The following is a 19744-nucleotide window of genomic DNA, read 5'->3' on the forward strand; positions in this document are numbered from 1 at the left end:
CTACTAACCTGAATTTGTGAAACAATTCCCTCTTCAATAGCAGAATCATAAACGATCCTTAATATTTTGAGCATTTTGTAACTGAACTTCGGCTAATTGAATGGCTTTTTGACTATGTTCTAAATCTTGTTGTGCTTGACTTACTTTTGCTTGTTTTTCTTCTCTTTGTAAATGGTAGGAATTCCTCAACATTTCAAGATTAGCTTTTGCTTGATTGATTTGTGCTAATTTTTCTAATTTTTGTGCTTGATTTTGTTGTTGCTGAGTTTGAAACACTAATTGTAATTGATTGGCCAAAATTTTTAATTGATTTAATCTTTGTTCTTGACCTTCTAACTTAGTTTGTTGTTGCTTTAAATCTGCTTTAACTAAGTCTGATTCGATCTCCATTAATCTTTCGCCAGCTTTAACCTTGTCTCCTTCTTTAATCTTAATAAAAGATACTTTTCCCTCCACCGGTGCATCTAATTTAATTGTTTTTCCTTGAGGTTCTAATTTACCAGTTGCTGTTCCTGTTTCATCCACTTTTGCTAACATTGCCCAAGGTAAAGCCACTCCAACAAAAATGACTAGAAAGTAAAGGAGTCCTCTCGTCCAAACACGGGGCAAAGTATCAAGAATTTCTTTTGTTGAGTTCGCCCAATCATCAGCATGATCCGTTGTTGTTTTTGTTTGAGATTCTTCGCTTTTAGAGATAAGTTCATCTTGAGTAAAGGCTGTTTCATGAGATGGATAAGAAAGATGTCCGTTATTAGCTGCGTTAGTCATAATTGTGTTCCAAAAATTCAAAAAGTTGACAAATAAAGATTAATTTGCAATATCTAATTGTTGTTGATTCAGATAGTAATAATGACCTCGTTTTGTCATTAATTGCTCATGGGTTCCACTCTCAATTAAAACCCCTCGATCTAACACTAAAATTAAGTCTGCTTTTCTGACAGTAGAAAGGCGATGAGCAATCACTAAAGTCGTTTGATGACGTAAAATTGAGTTTAAATTTGTTTGAATAATACGCTCTGATTCTGCATCTAAATGGGAGGTAGCTTCGTCTAAAATCAACAGGCGAGGATTACCTAATAAACCACGGGCGATCGCTAATCTTTGCCGTTGTCCTCCTGATAGCATTCCTCCCCCTTCTCCGATTTGGGTTTCGTATCCCATGGGTAATTTTTCAATGAACTCATGGGCCCCTGCCAATTTAGCAGCTTCGATGATTTCTTCTAAGGTAGAATCGGGATGAGCTAAGGCAATATTTTCTCGAATTGTACCTCCAAAAAGGAACGTATCTTGGTCTACTACGCCGATTTGTTGTCTTAAAGAACTCAGGGATAAACTATTAATATCTTGCCCATCAATTAAGACTTTTCCATCAGTAGCAGGATAGAGCCCTAAAACCAGTTTAGAAATGGTGGTTTTTCCTGAACCACTACGCCCCACTAAGGCAACAGTTTGACCTGGTTTTATCTCAAAACTGAGATTTTCTAGTACGTTTAAATCGCTTTCTGGATGATAACGAAAGGTGACATTATCAAAGCGAATATTACCTTGAAGACGAGGTAAAATTTGTCGTGATTGTTGTTGTAAATCTTCTTCGGGTTCGTAGTCAAGCACATCATTGAGTCTTTCTACTGCAATGACAACTTCTTGAAATTGTTCCCATAATACAGTGAGTCTTTGAAAGGGACTAATTACATTACCAAATAGCATATTAAAAGCCACTAATTGACCAATGGTTAATTGATTTTGAATCACTAACCATGCACCATACCAGAGTAATCCTGTAGTGGCTAAAGCTTCAATTGTATTGCTAAAAATTTGTAGTCGGTTGCCAATGACTTGACCAGAAAATTGTGTCGTAATTTCTTTATGTAATAGTTCTTCCCAATGCCAACGAACACTTCTTTCTACAGCACTCGATTTAACCGTTCGCACACCGCTTAAAGCTTCAATCAGATAGCTTTGTTCTGCAACCATTTCTCCAAAAATTTCTCGAGAAATTCGCTTTAAAAAAGGCGTGGCAACTAAAGCAAGTAAAGCAAACGGAGGAACAATGGCTAAAGCAAGAAGTGCCATTTTCCAGCTATACCACCACATCAATCCTACATAGATGAAAACGGTGATTAAATCGAGAAGAATTGATAAGGCTTCCCCTGTTAAAAACTGTCGTATTTTGCGATTTTCCTGGACACGAGAGATAATATCTCCTACATAACGTGACTCAAAAAATGCTAATGGTAAACGCAAGGTATGATTAATAAAAGCAACAATTAAAGTAAGGTCAATTTTATTAGCTGTATGATCTAATAAATACTGACGTAACCCCATCATGGCTACTTTAAATAAGCCAAAAATAATTAATCCTAATCCGATAGCTAGTAACGTAACACCTGATCGCTGTACCACCACTCGATCTAAAATTAATTGGGTAAAAATAGGGGTAATCAGTCCAAAAATTTGAATAAATAAAGAGGCAATAAATATCTCAAAGATCACTAAACCATGAGGTTTAATCAATTCAAAAAATTGCCAAAATGGAGTCGTGCTTTCTTTGGTATCTTTTAAGGAAACCGTCGGTTTTAATAACAGAGTATAACCAGTCCAATATTGTTTAAATTCTTCATGACTGATGGTTTTTTGCCCAATCCCAGGATCAGCTATTATTACTTCTTTTTTGGTAATTTCATAAACAACAATGTAATGTTTTCCTTCCCAATGAGCAATGGCAGGTAATTGTTGTTCGGCTAATTTATCTAAACTCGCTTTAACCGGACGAGTGCTAAAACCGATACTTTCTGCACTATGGCAAAGTCCCCTTAAAGATGCGCCGTTTCTATCAACATTAGCCATATCCCTAAGACGATTAATACTCAATTTTTTACCCCAATAACGGGCAATCATAGCTAAACAAGCAGCCCCACAATCTGAAGCACTTTGTTGAGCATAAAAAGGATAACGTCGCCATACTTTTTGTAATAAATGGCCCACTCGCTGAGTCGGACTAGGAAAATACGCTTTATTAACCTTTTGTGCGACTTTGGGACTGGATTTTTCTGGGGGCAAATTTAGGGCAAGATCAATGGTTTTCTGCACCGAATTGGTGGGATTTAATTGATAGTTACGCTGTTGAGCTTTTTGATAAAAATGTTCTCGAATTTGAGGATATTGACGCAGTAAAGGAAATAAGATTTCAGGAGAAAGATAACAAAGTTTTGATTTTAATCCCGCTCTGATTCCATAGAATTCAAAGGTTTCATCAGGAAAAAATCGGCATTCTCCAAAGGTGTCTCCTATTTCTAAACTAGAGATTTTTTCATTAGCTTGATTGACTAATCTCGACTTACCGGCAACAACAATATAAAGCCCCGCTTCTGCATTGGTTGTTTGCCAAAATAACCCTACTTTTGGTTCAATGACTTTAATTTGTTGCTGTAAAAGAGAAAATTCTTGCTCAGATAAACGACACCCTAATGCTTGGTTGAGTTGGTTACGGGAAATAACAGGATTATGAATTTGTACCATGATTTTTATTCAGCTTGAGCTAGATTTAAAGAAAATAATTGTTTTGATTGAATGGGTTGTTTGAGAGATAAATCTTTAATAAGTAACCTATTAGAATTCGAGGAAATAGAATGATGATTGTCTGATTTCTGGGTTTTATATTTAGTGGATAATCCCATTTCTTTGAGCAGTTGATTAATGTAGCGATCGCTCACTTTGATATCAAATTCTTTGGCTAAATGACGACTTAACCATTCGGCTGTCCATCGCCTAAAGGAATAGCCATAGTCACGAGGACTATGATTAACTAATTCTTTTAATCTTTCTAAAAAAGCATTATTTACCCTTTTAGGACGACCAATTTTTCGATCATTCCAACGATGAGCTTGACCACTTTTTGCCATCATGATCCAATGTCGGGCAGTGGCTTGACAACAGCCTAATAACTGACAAATTTCTGTTTGACTTTTTCCTTCGTCAGCTAACAGCATGATCTCAATTCGTTGACGATATTTATCTTCTACGCCTTTGTTAAGGTTGTCTTGGAGAAGTTTTCTCTGAAATGAGGTTAAATAATTGATTCTTATCTCGTTTGTCTTGAAGGTCACAGAATTTTCACTCCCTATTTACACTTCAAATCAACTCTAATCAAAACTATACTCAGATCAACAAATGATACAACCGAACTTTAGGATCTTAAGTAAGAAATTTAAGTTCTAATAAATCTCAATCATTGCTTTTTGTCTTCTTAAAACTGTTTGATTTGATGCTCATTGACCGTTTTTTAAGGAAAGTGAACAAAACGGTTATGCCTCAAAATTTTCCTTAAGTTCTTAAAGTTCGATAAATGGATTAATATTTATTTCAAGAAGTTTTGGTTAAAACCTTGAGAAAAAGTTTATAATGAAAGTTGATTACTCTAATATTTCCTCATGAGTCGTTATCACACCATTCGCATTCATCATCGTCAAGTTAATCAAGAATACACGCTCCAAGTTCCTGAGGATCGCTACATTCTCCACAGTGCAGAAGATCAAGGCTATGAATTGCCTTTTTCTTGTCGTAACGGTGCCTGTACCAGTTGTGCAGTGCGTATCCTATCAGGGGAACTTGACCAACCCGAAGCAGTAGGTTTGTCTCCAGAACTTAAGGAAAAAGGGTATGCTCTGTTATGTGTTAGTTATGCTAAATCAGACTTAGAAGTAGAAACCCAAGACGAAGATGAAGTGTATGAACTACAATTTGGGCGGTATTTTGGTAAAGGGAAAGTTAAGTTAGGATTTCCTTTAGATGACGATTAGACTTTAAAAATTGATTCATAAAAATGCAGTGGGGGCTTAATAATATTAAGCCCCCAAAATCAGTCAAATGATCGAGACTATTTTCAATTGTTCAATCATAAGGAATAATAGAAATAGCACCCTTATCCTAACAATCTTCATGGAATTCCCGGATACAAAAGAATTACAAATCTTCCTAGATGTGGCCACAGAAGCAGCCATAACTGCTGGTGTTATTTTAGAGGATTTAGTCGATCAATTAGAGAAAATTGAAGAAAAAGGTCGTCCAGGTGATCTGGTTACAGAAGCAGATAAAAAAGCAGAAACAACCGTCTTAAATATCCTTAAACGTAGAGTTCCCCATCATCAAATTTTGGCCGAAGAATCCGGTAAATTAGGAGAAAATGAGAGTGATTATTTATGGGCAATTGATCCCCTAGACGGAACCACTAATTATGCTCATGGTTATCCAGCCTCAGCCGTTTCCGTGGGTTTATTATGGCAAGGAAAACCCATCGTAGGTGCTGTGTATAATCCCTTCAGTAAAGAACTATTTCGAGGAGCCAAAGGATTGGGCGCGACCCTTAACTATCGCCCTATCAAAGTATCACAAACCAATGAGTTAAACAACAGTTTATTAGTGACAGGGTTTGCTTACGATCGCAGAGAAACCAAAGATACCAACTATCCCGAATTTTGTTATTTAACCCATCTCACCCAAGGGGTGCGTAGAGGGGGTTCGGCTTCCCTTGATATGGTTAGCGTAGCTTGTGGACGGTTAGACGGTTATTGGGAACGGGGGTTGAGTCCTTGGGATATCGCAGCCGGCATCATCATTTTAGAAGAAGCAGGGGGCAAAGTCACCGCCTACGATGAAGGTCCCTTAAACATAGAATCAGGACGTTTATTAGCCACCAATGGACTTATTCATCAGAGCTTGAGTCAAGCCTTGACCGAAGCATTACCCTGGTTAAAAAGGTTTTACTCCTAGAAGAAAATGCTTGTGAACTATCCTTCTGAAACATTCATAGATAAATCTTAAAAATTAGCGACCCTCTAGAGAAAATGGTATGATCAATGGAGAATCCTTTTGAGCCGTTAAACTTTGTAACCAACCTTTAAGACACTTGAGCTTGATGGTAATCCAATAATACCCCTATCAACTTAACTAAAAACCCACTGCTTAAAGTTTGAAAAAAACAGATCATATCCTCAAGAAAAACGATTAAGTTGCACTCTTATCTTTCAGAAAAAACCTCTGAAAATAAGGTATTGAATCTTAAAAATAATTGGTTAATTTTATGTTTTTTACCATAGAGCAAGGCCTTTTTAAATATGATATAACTGATCACTATGCTATTTTGGGAGTTCCCATTAACGCTGATAGTCGCCAAATTCGCAAACGATACTTAAAAATCGCTTATCTTCTCCATCCTGATACATTTAATGGAAAAACAGAGCAAGAAAAACAATTAGCCACAAAAATTTTATCAAAATTAGTTAATCCAGCCTACGAAACATTATCAAAAGATCGTTCTCGTAGTGAATATAAATTAGTTTTGTCCCAAATGGGACACAATTTAGCCGATGAACTAAGTAGTATTACCATTGCCACTGATCAAGCTCAAAAACTGCTACAAACCAGCAAAGATCGAGAATTAACTTATCATCGACTTTTAACCCCTTTAGTGAATGAACAATATGATAAGTTAGACAATGTTTTTAATATTACTGCTCAAATTAGTGAATTAAATTTAATTTATTTAATGCTGTCTCAAGGAGAACAAGTTAAACAAAAAGCCAAACCCAAAGCCAAACCCAAACCCGAACCCAAACCCGAACCCAAAGCAACAAGTTCGACAGAACAGCCATCAAAACAAAAAGAGAAAAAATCAGCCGTTGAGACTTCCTTAAAACGCGCTCAAGAATATATTGAACGAAATAACCTGTCTCAAGCAATTATTGAATTGCGAGAAACGTTAAAAGAAGAGCCAAATAATAGCAGTTGCCACGGTTTATTAGGATTAGCTTATCTCAAAGAAAAGCAATTAACGATGGCTAAAATTCATATTAATAAAGCCAGAAAAGTCAATCCGCAAGATCCCATTGTCATTCAAGCTAAACAAGCATTAGACAAAGTGGTTCCCGATTCAGATCGGTCAAAATCGTCAGAAAAGCAACAAGGAGGCGGTTTCTTCGGTTTATTTGGCAAGAAAAAGTAAAAAAGTGAACAAAATTATAGATAATAAATGAGGGATAATTGAGTAGGAATTCTATGATTCATCAACCACCTGCTGGCGCAAGAGACTTACTGCCTTTAGAAGTCGTACAAAAAGCTTGGATTAATGACACCCTTCAACAAGTCTTTGGACAATGGGGTTATCAGCGGATTGTTACGTCTACCATAGAAAGACTCGATACCCTCAAAGCAGGAGGGGCGATCGAAGATGACACCGTGATTCAACTTTATAATAACAGGAGTGGACAGTTAGGGCTGCGGCCTGAACTAACGGCATCGGTTGCCCGAGCCGCAGTGACAAGGATGGCAGAAACCAGTTATCCTCAACGACTCTGTTATCGGGCTAATGTCTTTCGCAACCCTCCCAGTGGTCATCATGGCCGACAATTAGAGTTTTATCAAGCTGGCGTAGAATTGTTATTTTCTGGGGGAACTTTAGCCGATGCCGAAATTCTCTTATTAGTGGCTGATTGTCTGCAAAAATTACAGATTCCTAACTGGTATCTTATTTTAGGAGATGCCGGGTTAACGCGATCGCTGTTATCACCCTTTCCTGAAGATTTACGCCAAGAAGTGCGGCATTGTTTAGCCACTTTAGACTACGTTAAATTAGAAAACCTTGCCTATCCGAATAAAGACTTAAAACATCGAGCAATTTTACTCTTTAACTTACGAGGAAAGCCTGAAGATGTTTTATCAAAAGTGCTTGATTTAACCTTAGACGAAACAGGTCAACATTGTCTCAATAATTTAAAGTCCTTAATCGAATTAATTAATAACAGTGCTTCTTACAGCTTACCTTTAACCTTAGATTTAAGTTTAATTCAAACCTTTGATTATTACACAGGCATTATTTTTAAAGCCATTGGACAAACCAATAATCAACTACAAAATTTAGGACAGGGAGGACGTTACGATCAACTATTAGGGGTTTATCATCCTCAAAAAAAATCGGCTCCTGGCATTGGTTTTTCTCTTAATGTAGGGGCTTTACATCGTTGTTTATTATCAACGGACGTTTTACCCAAAACCTCTCCTCTTATTGATTATTTAGTGGTGGCAAAATCTAGCAGCGATCACATAGAAGCCTTAAAGTATGCGAAGGAATTAAGAGAGCAAAATAACTCTCTGAGAGTTAGGCTTGATTTAGGAGGAAGAAACCCAGAAGAAATAAAAGAGTATGCTCAACAAGATGGGATTAAAAAGATTGTGTGGATAGAAAAAGGCCAAGAACCCATTATTAATATGATTTCTGAAAAACTTTGATAGAATTACTAGAAATCAGTAGAGACGTTTCATCAAACGTCTCTATAAACTCTGATCGGCTCTGCAAATTGATGATACCAATTCTCAAAAGTGACTAAAGACTTAAGTCAAGCTTCAACAACGTCATTAACCACCTCTTTTAAGACATTGCTAGAAGGGGAAAATTGTTCTAGGGTTAATTGTTCAGGATAGGTAGAAAACTCTGGTAATATTTCTTGAATAAACGCTTCTGCTGCTTTAGAACGATAACGATTAGGATTAATAATCACTGATAAGGTTCTTCTTACCTTAACTTCCTCCAGGGTAGCCACATAAATTTCTCCCATTTTCACCTCTTTTTCAATGGCATTAATAGACACAAAAGCAGCCCCTAACCCTGCTTGGACTGCATTTTTAATGGCTTCAATCGAATTTAATTCCATTTCGATCGCTAACCGTTTGGTATCAATACCACAGCGAGTTAAAACCTTATCAATGACCTTGCGAATAGTTGATTGAGCATCCAGACTAATAAAATTAAGACGATAGAGATCGTCTTTTTGAACTTTTTCAACTTTGGCCAAAGGATGATCTACCGGTAAAATTAAGGCCAGTTCATCTTCAGCATAGGGAATAATTTTCAAGGTATCTTGTAATTCTCCTGGAACTTCACCCCCAATAATAGCCAGATCAACCTGTCCATTGGCTACACCCCAAGAGGTTCGTCGAGTCGAATGAACCTGTAATTGTACCGCCACATCCGGGTATCTCTGGCGAAATAAACCAATCATACGGGGTAATAGATAGGTTCCGGTGGTTTGAGACGCACCGACAATTAACGTTCCTCCCTGAAGATTTTGTAAATCTTCGATCGCCCGACAGGTTTCTTGACACAGGGTAATAATTTTTTCCCCATAGGATAATAACAAGTGACCGGCTTCGGTTAACTGCGCTTTACGTCCACCGCGATCAAATAAGGGGACATTTAACTGTTTTTCTAAATTCTGCACTTGCAGACTCACCGCAGGTTGAGACACATACAAGGTATCCGCTGCTCGTTTAAAACTCCCCTCCGCAGCGATCGCTTTGAGGATACGCAATTGATCTAAAGTGAAAGGAATGTCCGACATAGGTTTATCAAAAAAGGGATTTTATCAGTTACCGGTTACCAGTTATCAGTTGTCAGTTACCCGTGATCAGTTATCAGTTACCGTTTCAATCAATTGATTGGTCACTATTGACTGTTCACTGTTGACTGCTTGAGAGTAACTCTTACTGATGATGACAGTAGCACAACACGGGGATCAATTTACTTTACGATAGTTAACAGTAGGACAATTGATCATGATATTGAGAGGACACATTAATAACATGGGACTACCCACCTGGTTAACCCCGAGTCATGGGATTATGTTAGCACTATTGTTAGGATTTGCCGTTGCTCATAGTGGACTGGCGGCTTTAAGACCTTGGGGAGAGGAAAAAATAGGGGCGAGACTGTATCGAGTTTTGTTTGCTTTGGTGAGTATTCCCTTGGCGACTATTTTGATTGTTTATTTTTTTAATCATCGTTACGATGGCCTGATGTTATGGCAAGTTCAGGGAGTGCCAGGGGTTAAAGCGACGGTTTGGGGGTTGTCTGTGGTTTCTTTCTTGTTTCTTTATCCTGCAACCTTTAATCTTTTAGAAATTGCTGCGATCGCTAAACCTGAAGTCCATCTTTATGAAACCGGTATTTTAAGAATTTGTCGTCATCCCCAAATGGTGGGACAGGTGATCTGGTGTATTGCCCATACGTTATGGCTGGGTACGACCTTCACTTTGGTGACTTCTCTGGGTTTAGTGGCTCATCATCTGTTTGCGGTTTGGCATGGGGACTATCGCCTCAAAAAACGCTATGGAGACGCTTTTCTTAAGGTAAAGGAGCGAACTTCTATTATTCCTTTTTTAGCCATCTTAGAAGGTCGTCAAACCTTGAAAGGGGAGGAATTTTTACGTCCTGCCTATGTGGGAGTGTTGGGGTTTGTGGCTTTACTGTGGTGGGGCCATCCCTGGTTGATGCAAGTCACCGCTAAAGTGCCTTGGTAATTTAACATTTTTGGGACAAGGTAGATAAGCTGGGTTTGACCCTTCCTAGTCTACCTTTTCTACTACTTAACCTATGGTTTTTTATTAATGGTTTGGGGTGCAATAACCAGTTCCATACAACTAGAATACTCAACATAAAATGAATGAAAATACAACAAAATTACTCTCGTTTGATTCAGCAAAGACTAAAACTTTCAAAGGTGGATATTACTGACATTTGTGAACAATGGAATATTAAAAAACTGTCTTTGTTTGGTTCAATTTTACGAGATGATTTTAATGAAAACAGTGACATTGATCTTTTAATTCAATTTAACCCTGATGCTAGACAAGGATTACTAACGTTAGCAAGATTAAAACATCATCTAGAAGACATGACTCAAAGATCAGTGGATGTTGTTGTACAAGAATCAATAGAAAATAGTGAAAATTGGATTCGTAAACAGGAAATTTTCAAGACAGCGCAAATTATTTATTATTAAAAGAATTCCAAAATAGTAGGGTGGGAAAATCAAATACTGATCTCACATACTAATAATTTAGATAACTTGATCAACCTAATAAAACTGATTTGTTATGTTTAGTTTTCAAACAATTTTCAATTGCTTTTTAGTTGAGGAGTTTCCCGAAAATTAAGGTAAGGTGGGCATTGCCCACCCTACAATGTTTTAATCTTCTTTATAAGCGTCCATTCCTTCACAAGAACAAACTAGGTTTCTGTCCCCATAAGCATTATCAATGCGTCCCACGGTTGGCCAGAACTTATATTCTTTAGTCCAAGGGGCCGGATAGGCTGCTTTTTCACGGGAGTAGGGACGTTCCCAGTCTCCACAAATCACCGTTTGTGCCGTGTGGGGGGCATTTTTCAGGGGGTTATTGTTCGGATCAATTGTACCATTGGCGATGGCATCAGCTTCATGATAGATCGTAATCATCGCATCACAAAAACGGTCTAACTCGTCCAAGTCTTCGCTTTCGGTGGGTTCTACCATCATTGTACCAATCACCGGCCAAGACACCGTAGGCGCATGAAAACCGAAGTCCATCAACCGTTTAGCAATGTCATCCACTTCTACCCCGGCTTGCTTTTTCAAGGGACGTAAATCAATGATACATTCGTGGGCAACACAACCGGATGCACCTTTGAACAAGATAGGATAATAGTCAGCTAACCGAGAAGCCATATAGTTGGCGTTGAGGATAGCCACTTTTGTCGCCTCAGTTAGCCCTTTTTCCCCCATCATAGCGATGTACATCCAAGAAATGACCAGAATACTGGCACTACCCCAAGGGGCGGCGGAAATGGCTCCGATGGATGTCTCTGCTTTACCATTACTATCGGGGTTAATGTATTTTTCGACTTGGGTACTGGGTAAAAATGGGATCAAATGTTCTTTAACCCCAATGGGTCCCATTCCTGGACCGCCGCCACCATGAGGAATACAGAAGGTTTTATGCAGGTTAAGGTGACACACATCGGCCCCGAAGTCAGCCGGGCGACAGATACCGACTTGGGCGTTCATATTAGCCCCATCCATATACACTTGTCCACCGTGACGATGAACGATGTCACAAATGTCTATGATTCCTTCTTCAAATACGCCGTGAGTAGAAGGATAAGTTACCATTAACGCCCCTAAGTTTTCGGCGTGTTTTTCAGCTTTTTTCCCTAAATCTGCAATATCAATATTACCATCTTTATCACATTTAACCGCTACCACTTTCATGCCTGACATGACTGCACTAGCGGGGTTTGTGCCGTGGGCTGATTCAGGAATTAAGCAAATATTTCGGTTAGTTTCGCCGCGACTTTCATGGTATTGACGAATCACTTGTAAGCCAGCATATTCTCCCTGAGATCCAGCATTGGGTTGTAAAGAAATTCCATCAAATCCTGTTATCTCTCCTAACCATTCTTCTAACTGTTGGAACAGGATTTGATAACCTTCCGTTTGAGATAAGGGGGCAAAGGGATGGAGTTTTCCAAACTCCGGCCAAGTGACGGGCATCATCTCGGCTGCTGCGTTCAATTTCATCGTACATGATCCCAAAGGAATCATGGAAGTATTCAACGCTAAATCTTTGCTTTCTAACTGATGTAAATAACGCAGTAATTCACTTTCAGAATGATGCTGATTAAAAACCGGATCAGTTAAATAGTCTGAGGTACGTTTGAAGAAGATAGGAAACTCATAATTAACTTGTTCTGCTATTTCTTCAACGGTAAAAGGTAGGTTGTCTTTTGCTGCAAAAATCTGCCACAATTCAATCACGTCATGAATGGTAGACGTTTCATCTAAGCTGATACATAAGACTCCTTCTTCGTATAACCGTAGATTAATTTTACGTTCGGCTGCTGCTTTTATCACCGCTTTGGCACTAGCATCACCGACCCCAATTTTAACGGTATCAAAGAAGGGTTCATCATTAATAGTGTAACTTAACTTTTGTAATCCTTTGGCTAAGATTACTGTTAATTGGTGTATTCTTTGAGCAATATTTTTAATGCCTTCAGGTCCATGATACACCCCATACATTCCGGCGATAACTGCTAGTAATACTTGTGCAGTACAGATATTACTGGTGGCTTTTTCTCTGCGAATATGTTGTTCTCTGGTTTGTAATGCTAATCTTAAGGCCGGGTTTCCTTGTGCATCCTTAGAAACTCCCACAATACGCCCTGGAATCTGCCGTTTATAGGCTTCTCTCGTGGCGAAATAGGCTGCATGAGGTCCACCATACCCCAAGGGTACACCAAAGCGTTGGGTGCTACCTACGGCGATGTCTGCGCCAAATTCTCCGGGGGGTGTTAACAGTGCTAAACTCAAAGGGTCCGCCGCAACGGTAACTAATGCACCCTTGTCATGTGCGCTTTCAATAAAGGTGCGATAGTCGTAGATAGTGCCATCAGTGGCAGGATATTGTAATAATGCGCCGAAAATCTCTTTATCAAACTCAAAGAAGCGATGATCGGCAATAATTAATTCAATTCCTAACGGATACGCCCTGGTTTTAATGACTTCGATAGTTTGAGGGTGACAATGGCAGTCAACAAAGAAAGCATTAGCCTTCTTATTCTTACATAAACCATAACTCATACTCATGGCTTCGGCGGCTGCTGTCCCTTCATCCAGTAAGGAAGCGTTAGCAATTTCAAGTCCTGTTAACTCTACTATCATAGTTTGATAGTTTAAGAGGGCTTCTAGTCTCCCTTGAGCAATTTCCGCTTGATATGGCGTATAGGCAGTGTACCATCCAGGGTTTTCTAAGATGTTGCGTTGAATGACTGGGGGGGTAATACAGTCATGATAACCCATGCCGATATAAGAGCGAAATATCTGATTTTTAGAGGCAATGGACTTTAATTGAGCTAATGCACCATATTCGCTTTGTGCTTCGGGTAAATTTAAAGGTTTACTTAGGCGAATGGCTTTAGGTACTGTCGCATCTATGAGTTGATCGAGGGTAGAAAAGCCTAGCACCTTCAGCATTTTATCAATTTCTTGGCTATTAGGGCCAATATGGCGATCGCTAAAGCTATCAGTCGGGGCAAGTATATTATCTAGATTAGAGGTTATATTATTGTTGGTTTGAGTGTGATTGGCTGTAATATCCAAGTTTGGCATATCAATGATAAGGGTTTTGTTAATTTAGGGTGTCACAAATGAGCGTCTTGGGTACTTATTGTAATCTTTTGTAACAATCATTGGCAATATTTATTCAATGTTGTCATTAAGATTTATTTTTTGTCTATAACAAATGGAAGGTGGGCAAGATAAAAATATCAATAAAACTATTAATATTAATGCTTTTTTGAACACCTTACAAATACCATAAAGCGTAGGGTGGGCAATGATTGATTAATTAAATTAAACCTTAACATAAAGTTTATTTCCCACCTGATTATATTTCTATATTTTTCGCTTTTAAATTAATAGTAAAGATTACTTTTTTAACCAGTCAGTCATATCGATTAATTCTTCATTTTCATAATCTTGAGGTTGACCTATCGGATCTTTTATTCATTCTATATGGTTCGAGTTTTTCTCCTATTTCGTCTGGTATTTCAATATCAAAATGTTCTTCCAGTGCCATGATAATTTCAATATAATGTAACTCATTTACCTCAACACCTAAATCATGATATAGATTACTTTCTAAGCTAATTTCATCTACATCAACTTCTAGCTGTTTACTAATGATATTCTTAACTTCTAAAAACAGATCATATATGATTTTTTGTTTATTTTCTTCTCTAAAATTTCTTTTTAAAACCTTGAATTCTTCTTGTGAAGTTTTATTTTCTAATCTCTTCGCTTCTTCTGCTAACCTTATAGCCTCTTGTCTTTTTCTAAACTCAGATAGCAATTTTCTTTCGTCAGATATTGCTTTTTCATATTGACTTGTTTGTTCTGATATTTTAGTTTCTTCTTCTTTTCTAGTTTGTATTTCTGACTCTAATTTTTTAGCTTTTACTTCTAATTGTTTAATGTCTTCTTCTTGTTCTCTTTGTGCTTGTTTCGCTAACCTTGTAGCTTCCTTTTCTTTTATCTTAGCAATATGTTCTTGTAATGTTTCAATTCGACAATTAATAACATCACGAATAATATAAAATTCAACTTTATGACCACTTTCAGTATAAATTTTAGAGGCTATTTTATAAACAAGATCATCACATTGATTAACAAGCATATTTAACCCTGTTTCATTATTAGGTATATTTTTATCTAAATAAGATGTAATAACTTTTTTGATAATGTTTAAAGTGTATGCTTGATCGTCAATCATTTTTCTGGATACTCCTGAGTCAGTCTAGTTATAATATTCCCAACCTTGATAATTAAGTAATCATCCATGATGGATATTGTTTAAACCAAGAGTAAGCAATATATAACAACTGTGGGCATAATAATATTATGCCCCTACGAATACATCTTTGTAGGGGTTTAACACTGTTAAACCCAGAAAGCTGATTGTTATATAATAAATGTAGAGTTATAACTTATCTAATTTAATTATGAATACTGTTTTATTATCTAATCCCCATGCTGGTGAAATTTTGAAATATGAATTTCTAGATGAATTAAATATGAGTCATGATGAGTTAGTAAAAGTAATTCATGTTTCTGATTTAATCATCAATAAAATTATTAATGGTGAAACTCCTATAACTGCTGATATTGACTTACGGTTATGTCGCTATTTTCAATTATCTGAAGGTTACTTTTTAAGATTACAGAATGATGATCAAATGATGGAAGCAAAACTAACACTAGGAGAAAGTTTAAAGAGAATTATGCCCTTAGCTGAATCATAAAATTATTGTTTACTTTTGATTTTCGCTTAGCGGTATATCTTTCTCAAGCGGTTGCCAAAAATTAAGATAGGGGTCAACAATTGTTAACCCCTAAAAAATAGTTATAATTAAATGTAATTAAACAGGAACAGTTAATAATTGATCCACTTGCTTCGCAGTTTCAAAGAAACAACGAACATTATCTTCAGGAGTTCCCACTAAAACACCGTGACCTAAGTTTAAAATATGGCCACCTCTTCCTGCTTTGCGTACTGTATCGAGAATACGTGCTTTGATGAAGTCTTGGGACCCAAATAACACCCCAGGATCAATATTACCCTGTACCTTCATGTCTCTACCTAAACGCTGTCTCCCTTCGGCCATATCCACGGTCCAGTCAAGACTGACAATATCGACACCAGACTGTCCCATTCTTTCTAAGACACCAGCACTACCACTAATATAAAGAATTAAGGGAGTCTCGGGATGGGTTTCTTTAACCTGACGCACCACCTGTTGTTGATAAGGTAACGCGAAGGTTTCATAATCTTGGGGACTCAGTTGACCGGCCCAGGAGTCGAATAGTTGTACTACTTGTGCGCCACAGTCAATCTGATATCTAACATAAACTGCGATCGCATCGGCTATTTTGCTCAAGAAACTATGGAGGATCTCAGGTTGAGAAAAGGCCATATTCTTAATAATGGCGTAATTCTTAGAGCTTTTCCCTTCAATAGCATAAGCTGCCAAGGTCCAGGGTGATCCCACAAATCCTAACACAGTGGATTGATTACCCACTTCTTGCCGTAAACTTTGTAAGATAGTTTTGATGAAAGGTAAGGACTCCTCTGGATCTAAAGGACGTAAGTTATCCACTTGTTCTTTTGTGCGAATCGGTGGATCAATAACGGGCCCTTTGCTTTCGACAATATCGAAAGGTATACCCATCCCAGGCAATGGGGTTAAAATATCAGAGAACATAATGACCCCATCCGGTTGAAACGCTCGCCAAGGTTGCAGAGAAATTTCGATAGCGAGGTCAGGATTTTCGGATCTTTCACGAAAACTGGGGTATTTGTCCCGTAAATCCCGATATACTTTCATGTAACGTCCAGCTTGTCGCATCATCCAAACTGGTGGACGATCTAAGATTTCTCCCCGTGCAGCACGAAGAAGATAGGGTGTATCGTTAGCTCCTGTCATTATGGCTTCCCCAGTAATAAGCGTGCATTGTTCAGCCTATCATTAGGGGTGGCCGGTGTTATAGCTTTTGTAACGAATGTTTATTATTGGCCGTAGGGGTTTAATCCCATTAAACCCTTATTACAATTAAGTAAAATTAATTATTAACTATTAATTAATTTTAGGGTCTTCAGTCCCACTGATTCTATATTATCTAATTCATTAAGATAATATCGTTTAACCCTATCTGAGTTTAATATTTCTTGATAACGGGAGGTGTTAGCGGTTTCTACCTGACGGTTAGGATCAATGACAACCCCTTGCCAATTATTGGTTAATTTAGTTTGATGGAGATACAAGAATATTTCACTAAAAAACCGTGAATAAAATGACTCGTCTTTTTGAAATTGTACCTCGACAAAATAGATGAGTTTATCTTCAGTGTCAGGAAGAAATACCCCATCAATACGAAAGGCTAATTGTTTGATTTCGACAGAAGAAAATTCAGAGTTATTGACGGTATTTTCAGGGAGGTTGAGTAAGTCAAAAAAGCAACGGGGAAAGGTTTGAAAGAGTTGGTAAAAGATGCTGTCAGTTTTCACAAAATATTTAGAGACTGTTTATAAACAAAATATTAAGACGGTAGGGTGGGCAAATTAGAGATTTATGTAAACTACTTATAAAGCAGAAAATTTTGCCCACCTGACAACTATTAAACCGCTACGATATGGTTAACTATTTTCACACAATATTTAGGTTAAATTATAAGAGGGTAAGGTGGGCAAATTAAAGATTCATCTGGACTACTTACAAAGTAAAAAATTTTGCCCACCCTACAAAACTTAGATTCTACAATGTTTCTAACTTGTTCAATATCTAAATTTAATGCTTAATTCACTTGTTCTACAGTTAAACCTCATGCAAAAAACAGTTGTTTTGATTCGAGAATTCTCCATCTATAGCCCCTTTATCTGAAAATTGCTACAGTTTACTTTTGTAATATTTTAACCCCTAAACTGATTAAATAAACCGTCCCAGAAACTAAAATAATAGTCGCTCCAGATGTTACGTTAAAGAAATAAGATATCATTAATCCTACCGTTGTAAAAAACATCCCTAAGACGATAGATACTATCATAATATACTTAATATCTTTGAGAAATTGACCTGCGATCGCAGCCGTAATCGTCAACAAGGCAATCACTAAAATCAACCCGACAACCTGCATTACCATGACCACCGTTAAGGCGATCGCACCCACTAATAATAAATATAAACTATCCACCGGAACATTGCGAGTTATGGCAAAGGTGGGATCAAAAGAAATGGCTAAAAATTCTTTATAAAATAAACTAACAATCACAACAATAATGATATCTAATACCAACATTATCATTAAATTTTCCTGTGAAACCGTTAAAATACTCCCAAATAAATAACTCATTAAATCTGCTTTATACCCTGGGGTTATATCAATTAAAATAATACCAATGGCCATCCCCACTGCCCACATTACTCCGATTAAACTATCGGCCCGTTGTGCAGTTTTTCTCACTACTAAACCCATACCCAATGCAGATAATAAAGCAAAAAAGATCGCCCCAAAAATAGGATTAATTTGTAAATAATATCCTAAACCAATTCCACCATAAGCGGCGTGAGCAATTCCCCCACTAATAAAAACAATGCGATTAATAACCACAAAAGTGCCAATAATTCCGCAAGCAATACTCACTAATACTCCGGCAAAAAGAGCATTTCTCATGAAATCAAATTGTAATGATTCCCAAAGTGTTTCTAACATTAATAATAGTTAAGAATTTAGAATTTAGAATTTAGAATTTAGAATTTAGAATGAATAACTAGCTTCACTCAATATCCATTATTCATGATAATGTAACGGACAATCATGACTAGAAAGTACCCGATGGGGAACCCCATGAGCGATCAAATCGACAGGACATTGATAAGTTTGTTCTATTGTTTCCGTACTGAGAGGGGGATTACCATGAAAAAAGAGACGATGGTTAAGACAGCCTACGGTTTTAACATAAGCTGAAATTGCCCCAATATCATGAGAAATCATAATAATGGTAATCAACTGATTTAATTCTTTCAATAACTCGTAAATGCTGGTTTGTCGTTGGGGATCGACACTGGCCGTCGGTTCGTCTAATAATAGTATACGGGGTTCTGATGCCAAGGCTCGCGCAATATAAACCCGTTGACGTTGGCCACCGGATAATTCAGCAATGGGGAGATCCCGTAATTCTAGCATTCCTACCTGTTCTAAGGTACGATTGACGATCATGTCATCTTTAGAGTTATAACGCTGCAATAACCGTCTTTTTCCTAATCTTCCCATCCGTACCACCTCAGCCACACTGATAGGAAACTCTCGATCTAATTCTACCAATTGAGGAACATAACCGATATAACGTCTTCCTTTACTAACAGTATGACCTACAATTTTTACTGTTCCTTGATAGGGTTTGATGAGTCCTAACAAGACTTTAAATAAGGTTGTTTTCCCTCCCCCATTCGGACCGATTAATCCGACAAAATCCCCTTCGCAAATTGTCAAGTTAATGTCTTCTAAAATGGGATTTTTATTATATTTTGCCCACACATGACTCAGGTTAATGACTTCAGTTTTCATAAATTTATACAATTAATTATTGTCTTCTTTTAAAGCTTTTGCAAAGGTTTGAGAAACTTCTAGTAAATTGTTACCCCAATCTTCGGCCACTGGACTAATTAATAACACTTCTCCGTTAATTTCTGTCGCAATGGTTTTGGCTGCTTGACTACTCAATTCAGGTTGAGCAAAGATAACTTTGATGTTTTCTTCCTTTGCTTCTTTGATTAAATTCCCTAATTCCGCTGCACTGGGTTCTTGTCCCCCCACTTCAACCG

At 37.5% G+C, this 19744-nt stretch carries 17 protein-coding genes and 1 pseudogene; 7 read left to right on the plus strand and 11 right to left on the minus strand.

The genetic code is table 11. The annotated features are described in order from the left end of the window. Positions 1–45: 45 nt before the first annotated feature. Genes C4E06_RS25060 through C4E06_RS25070 form a run of 3 tightly spaced genes read right to left on the minus strand, consistent with a single transcriptional unit; the run spans position 46 to position 4106 of the window. Positions 46–768, minus strand: a complete 723-nt coding sequence (locus C4E06_RS25060; protein WP_107671084.1) for a biotin/lipoyl-binding protein — start codon at positions 766–768, stop codon at positions 46–48. Positions 769–807: 39 nt separating this feature from the next. After that, complete coding sequence (locus C4E06_RS25065) at positions 808–3519, minus strand: peptidase domain-containing ABC transporter (protein WP_107671085.1); 2712 nt, start codon at positions 3517–3519, stop codon at positions 808–810. 5 nt (positions 3520–3524) lie between these two features. Further along, entirely contained in the window at positions 3525–4106 is a 582-nt protein-coding gene (locus C4E06_RS25070) for a helix-turn-helix domain-containing protein (RefSeq protein ID WP_107671086.1), read from the minus strand. 324 nt (positions 4107–4430) lie between these two features. On the opposite strand from C4E06_RS25070, the gene C4E06_RS25075 reads away from it, so the two are divergent. The 4 genes from C4E06_RS25075 to C4E06_RS25090 all read left to right on the plus strand — a co-directional run bounded on the left by C4E06_RS25075 (position 4431) and on the right by C4E06_RS25090 (position 8283). Continuing rightward, positions 4431–4799: a 2Fe-2S iron-sulfur cluster-binding protein gene (locus C4E06_RS25075; protein ID WP_107671087.1), complete on the plus strand. Its 369-nt coding sequence runs from the start codon at positions 4431–4433 to the stop codon at positions 4797–4799. 139 nt (positions 4800–4938) lie between these two features. Continuing rightward, positions 4939–5769, plus strand: a complete 831-nt coding sequence (locus C4E06_RS25080; RefSeq protein ID WP_107671088.1) for an inositol monophosphatase family protein — start codon at positions 4939–4941, stop codon at positions 5767–5769. Positions 5770–6079: 310 nt separating this feature from the next. Then, positions 6080–7000 carry a J domain-containing protein gene (locus tag C4E06_RS25085; protein WP_107671089.1) on the plus strand — a complete coding sequence of 307 codons (921 nt, stop codon included), beginning with the start codon at positions 6080–6082 and terminating at the stop codon, positions 6998–7000. 53 nt (positions 7001–7053) lie between these two features. Further along, complete coding sequence (locus tag C4E06_RS25090) at positions 7054–8283, plus strand: ATP phosphoribosyltransferase regulatory subunit (protein WP_107671090.1); 1230 nt, start codon at positions 7054–7056, stop codon at positions 8281–8283. A gap of 107 nt (positions 8284–8390) precedes the next feature. Here the strand turns inward: C4E06_RS25090 and C4E06_RS25095 are convergent, their stop codons facing one another. After that, positions 8391–9392, minus strand: coding sequence for a LysR family transcriptional regulator (locus tag C4E06_RS25095; RefSeq protein WP_107671091.1), 1002 nt, complete (start codon positions 9390–9392; stop codon positions 8391–8393). A gap of 241 nt (positions 9393–9633) precedes the next feature. Here C4E06_RS25095 and C4E06_RS25100 point away from each other — a divergent pair, with 241 nt between their 5' ends. Together C4E06_RS25100 and C4E06_RS25105 are read left to right on the plus strand one after the other, a co-directional pair. Beyond that, on the plus strand, positions 9634–10350 hold the full coding sequence (locus C4E06_RS25100; RefSeq protein WP_107671092.1) for an NnrU family protein: 717 nt from the start codon (positions 9634–9636) through the stop codon (positions 10348–10350). 143 nt (positions 10351–10493) lie between these two features. Then, the gene (locus C4E06_RS25105) at positions 10494–10832 is read left to right on the plus strand and encodes a nucleotidyltransferase family protein (protein WP_107671093.1); all 339 of its coding nucleotides are present in this window, start codon (positions 10494–10496) and stop codon (positions 10830–10832) included. 186 nt (positions 10833–11018) lie between these two features. Here C4E06_RS25105 and gcvP read toward each other — a convergent pair whose 3' ends face one another. After that, positions 11019–13976 carry an aminomethyl-transferring glycine dehydrogenase gene (gcvP, locus tag C4E06_RS25110; RefSeq protein WP_107671094.1) on the minus strand — a complete coding sequence of 986 codons (2958 nt, stop codon included), beginning with the start codon at positions 13974–13976 and terminating at the stop codon, positions 11019–11021. A 361-nt stretch (positions 13977–14337) separates the two neighbouring features. Next, on the minus strand, positions 14338–15138 hold the full coding sequence (locus C4E06_RS25115; protein ID WP_232826370.1) for an acyl carrier protein: 801 nt from the start codon (positions 15136–15138) through the stop codon (positions 14338–14340). Between the two features lie 229 nt (positions 15139–15367). Between C4E06_RS25115 and C4E06_RS25120 the strand changes: the two genes are divergently transcribed. Continuing rightward, complete coding sequence (locus C4E06_RS25120) at positions 15368–15667, plus strand: HigA family addiction module antitoxin (protein ID WP_107671095.1); 300 nt, start codon at positions 15368–15370, stop codon at positions 15665–15667. A gap of 117 nt (positions 15668–15784) precedes the next feature. Here C4E06_RS25120 and hemE read toward each other — a convergent pair whose 3' ends face one another. The 5 genes and pseudogenes from hemE to C4E06_RS25145 form a co-directional block, all read right to left on the minus strand. Next, positions 15785–16849, minus strand: a complete 1065-nt coding sequence (gene hemE, locus C4E06_RS25125; RefSeq protein ID WP_107671096.1) for a uroporphyrinogen decarboxylase — start codon at positions 16847–16849, stop codon at positions 15785–15787. A gap of 152 nt (positions 16850–17001) precedes the next feature. Then, a pseudogene (locus C4E06_RS25130) lies at positions 17002–17430 on the minus strand (Rpn family recombination-promoting nuclease/putative transposase); the annotation flags it as partial. Between the two features lie 386 nt (positions 17431–17816). Then, a complete protein-coding gene (locus tag C4E06_RS25135) occupies positions 17817–18632 on the minus strand; it encodes a metal ABC transporter permease (protein WP_107671098.1) in 816 nt (271 codons plus the stop codon). 78 nt (positions 18633–18710) lie between these two features. Further along, positions 18711–19487, minus strand: a complete 777-nt coding sequence (locus C4E06_RS25140) for a metal ABC transporter ATP-binding protein (protein ID WP_107671099.1) — start codon at positions 19485–19487, stop codon at positions 18711–18713. Positions 19488–19499: 12 nt separating this feature from the next. Then, positions 19500–19744, minus strand: a 245-nt coding sequence (locus C4E06_RS25145) for a metal ABC transporter solute-binding protein, Zn/Mn family (RefSeq protein ID WP_157951247.1), incomplete at its 5' end; no start/stop codon positions are given.

The organism is Cyanothece sp. BG0011 (assembly GCF_003013815.1).
Lineage (GTDB): Bacteria > Cyanobacteriota > Cyanobacteriia > Cyanobacteriales > Microcystaceae > Crocosphaera.

Excerpts from the sequence above, each read along its gene's own strand:
- C4E06_RS25135 (WP_107671098.1), bottom strand. The coding sequence starts at position 18,632 with ATGTTAGAAACACTTTGGGAATCATTACAATTTGATTTCATGAGAAAT.
- C4E06_RS25075 (WP_107671087.1), top strand. The coding sequence starts at position 4,431 with ATGAGTCGTTATCACACCATTCGCATTCATCATCGTCAAGTTAATCAA.
- hemE (WP_107671096.1), bottom strand. The coding sequence starts at position 16,849 with ATGACAGGAGCTAACGATACACCCTATCTTCTTCGTGCTGCACGGGGA.
- C4E06_RS25080 (WP_107671088.1), top strand. The coding sequence starts at position 4,939 with ATGGAATTCCCGGATACAAAAGAATTACAAATCTTCCTAGATGTGGCC.
- C4E06_RS25120 (WP_107671095.1), top strand. The coding sequence starts at position 15,368 with ATGAATACTGTTTTATTATCTAATCCCCATGCTGGTGAAATTTTGAAA.
- C4E06_RS25095 (WP_107671091.1), bottom strand. The coding sequence starts at position 9,392 with ATGTCGGACATTCCTTTCACTTTAGATCAATTGCGTATCCTCAAAGCG.
- C4E06_RS25140 (WP_107671099.1), bottom strand. The coding sequence starts at position 19,487 with ATGAAAACTGAAGTCATTAACCTGAGTCATGTGTGGGCAAAATATAAT.
- C4E06_RS25090 (WP_107671090.1), top strand. The coding sequence starts at position 7,054 with ATGATTCATCAACCACCTGCTGGCGCAAGAGACTTACTGCCTTTAGAA.
- gcvP (WP_107671094.1), bottom strand. The coding sequence starts at position 13,976 with ATGCCAAACTTGGATATTACAGCCAATCACACTCAAACCAACAATAAT.
- C4E06_RS25085 (WP_107671089.1), top strand. The coding sequence starts at position 6,080 with ATGTTTTTTACCATAGAGCAAGGCCTTTTTAAATATGATATAACTGAT.
- C4E06_RS25060 (WP_107671084.1), bottom strand. The coding sequence starts at position 768 with ATGACTAACGCAGCTAATAACGGACATCTTTCTTATCCATCTCATGAA.
- C4E06_RS25065 (WP_107671085.1), bottom strand. The coding sequence starts at position 3,519 with ATGGTACAAATTCATAATCCTGTTATTTCCCGTAACCAACTCAACCAA.
- C4E06_RS25105 (WP_107671093.1), top strand. The coding sequence starts at position 10,494 with ATGAAAATACAACAAAATTACTCTCGTTTGATTCAGCAAAGACTAAAA.
- C4E06_RS25115 (WP_232826370.1), bottom strand. The coding sequence starts at position 15,138 with ATGATTGACGATCAAGCATACACTTTAAACATTATCAAAAAAGTTATT.
- C4E06_RS25100 (WP_107671092.1), top strand. The coding sequence starts at position 9,634 with ATGGGACTACCCACCTGGTTAACCCCGAGTCATGGGATTATGTTAGCA.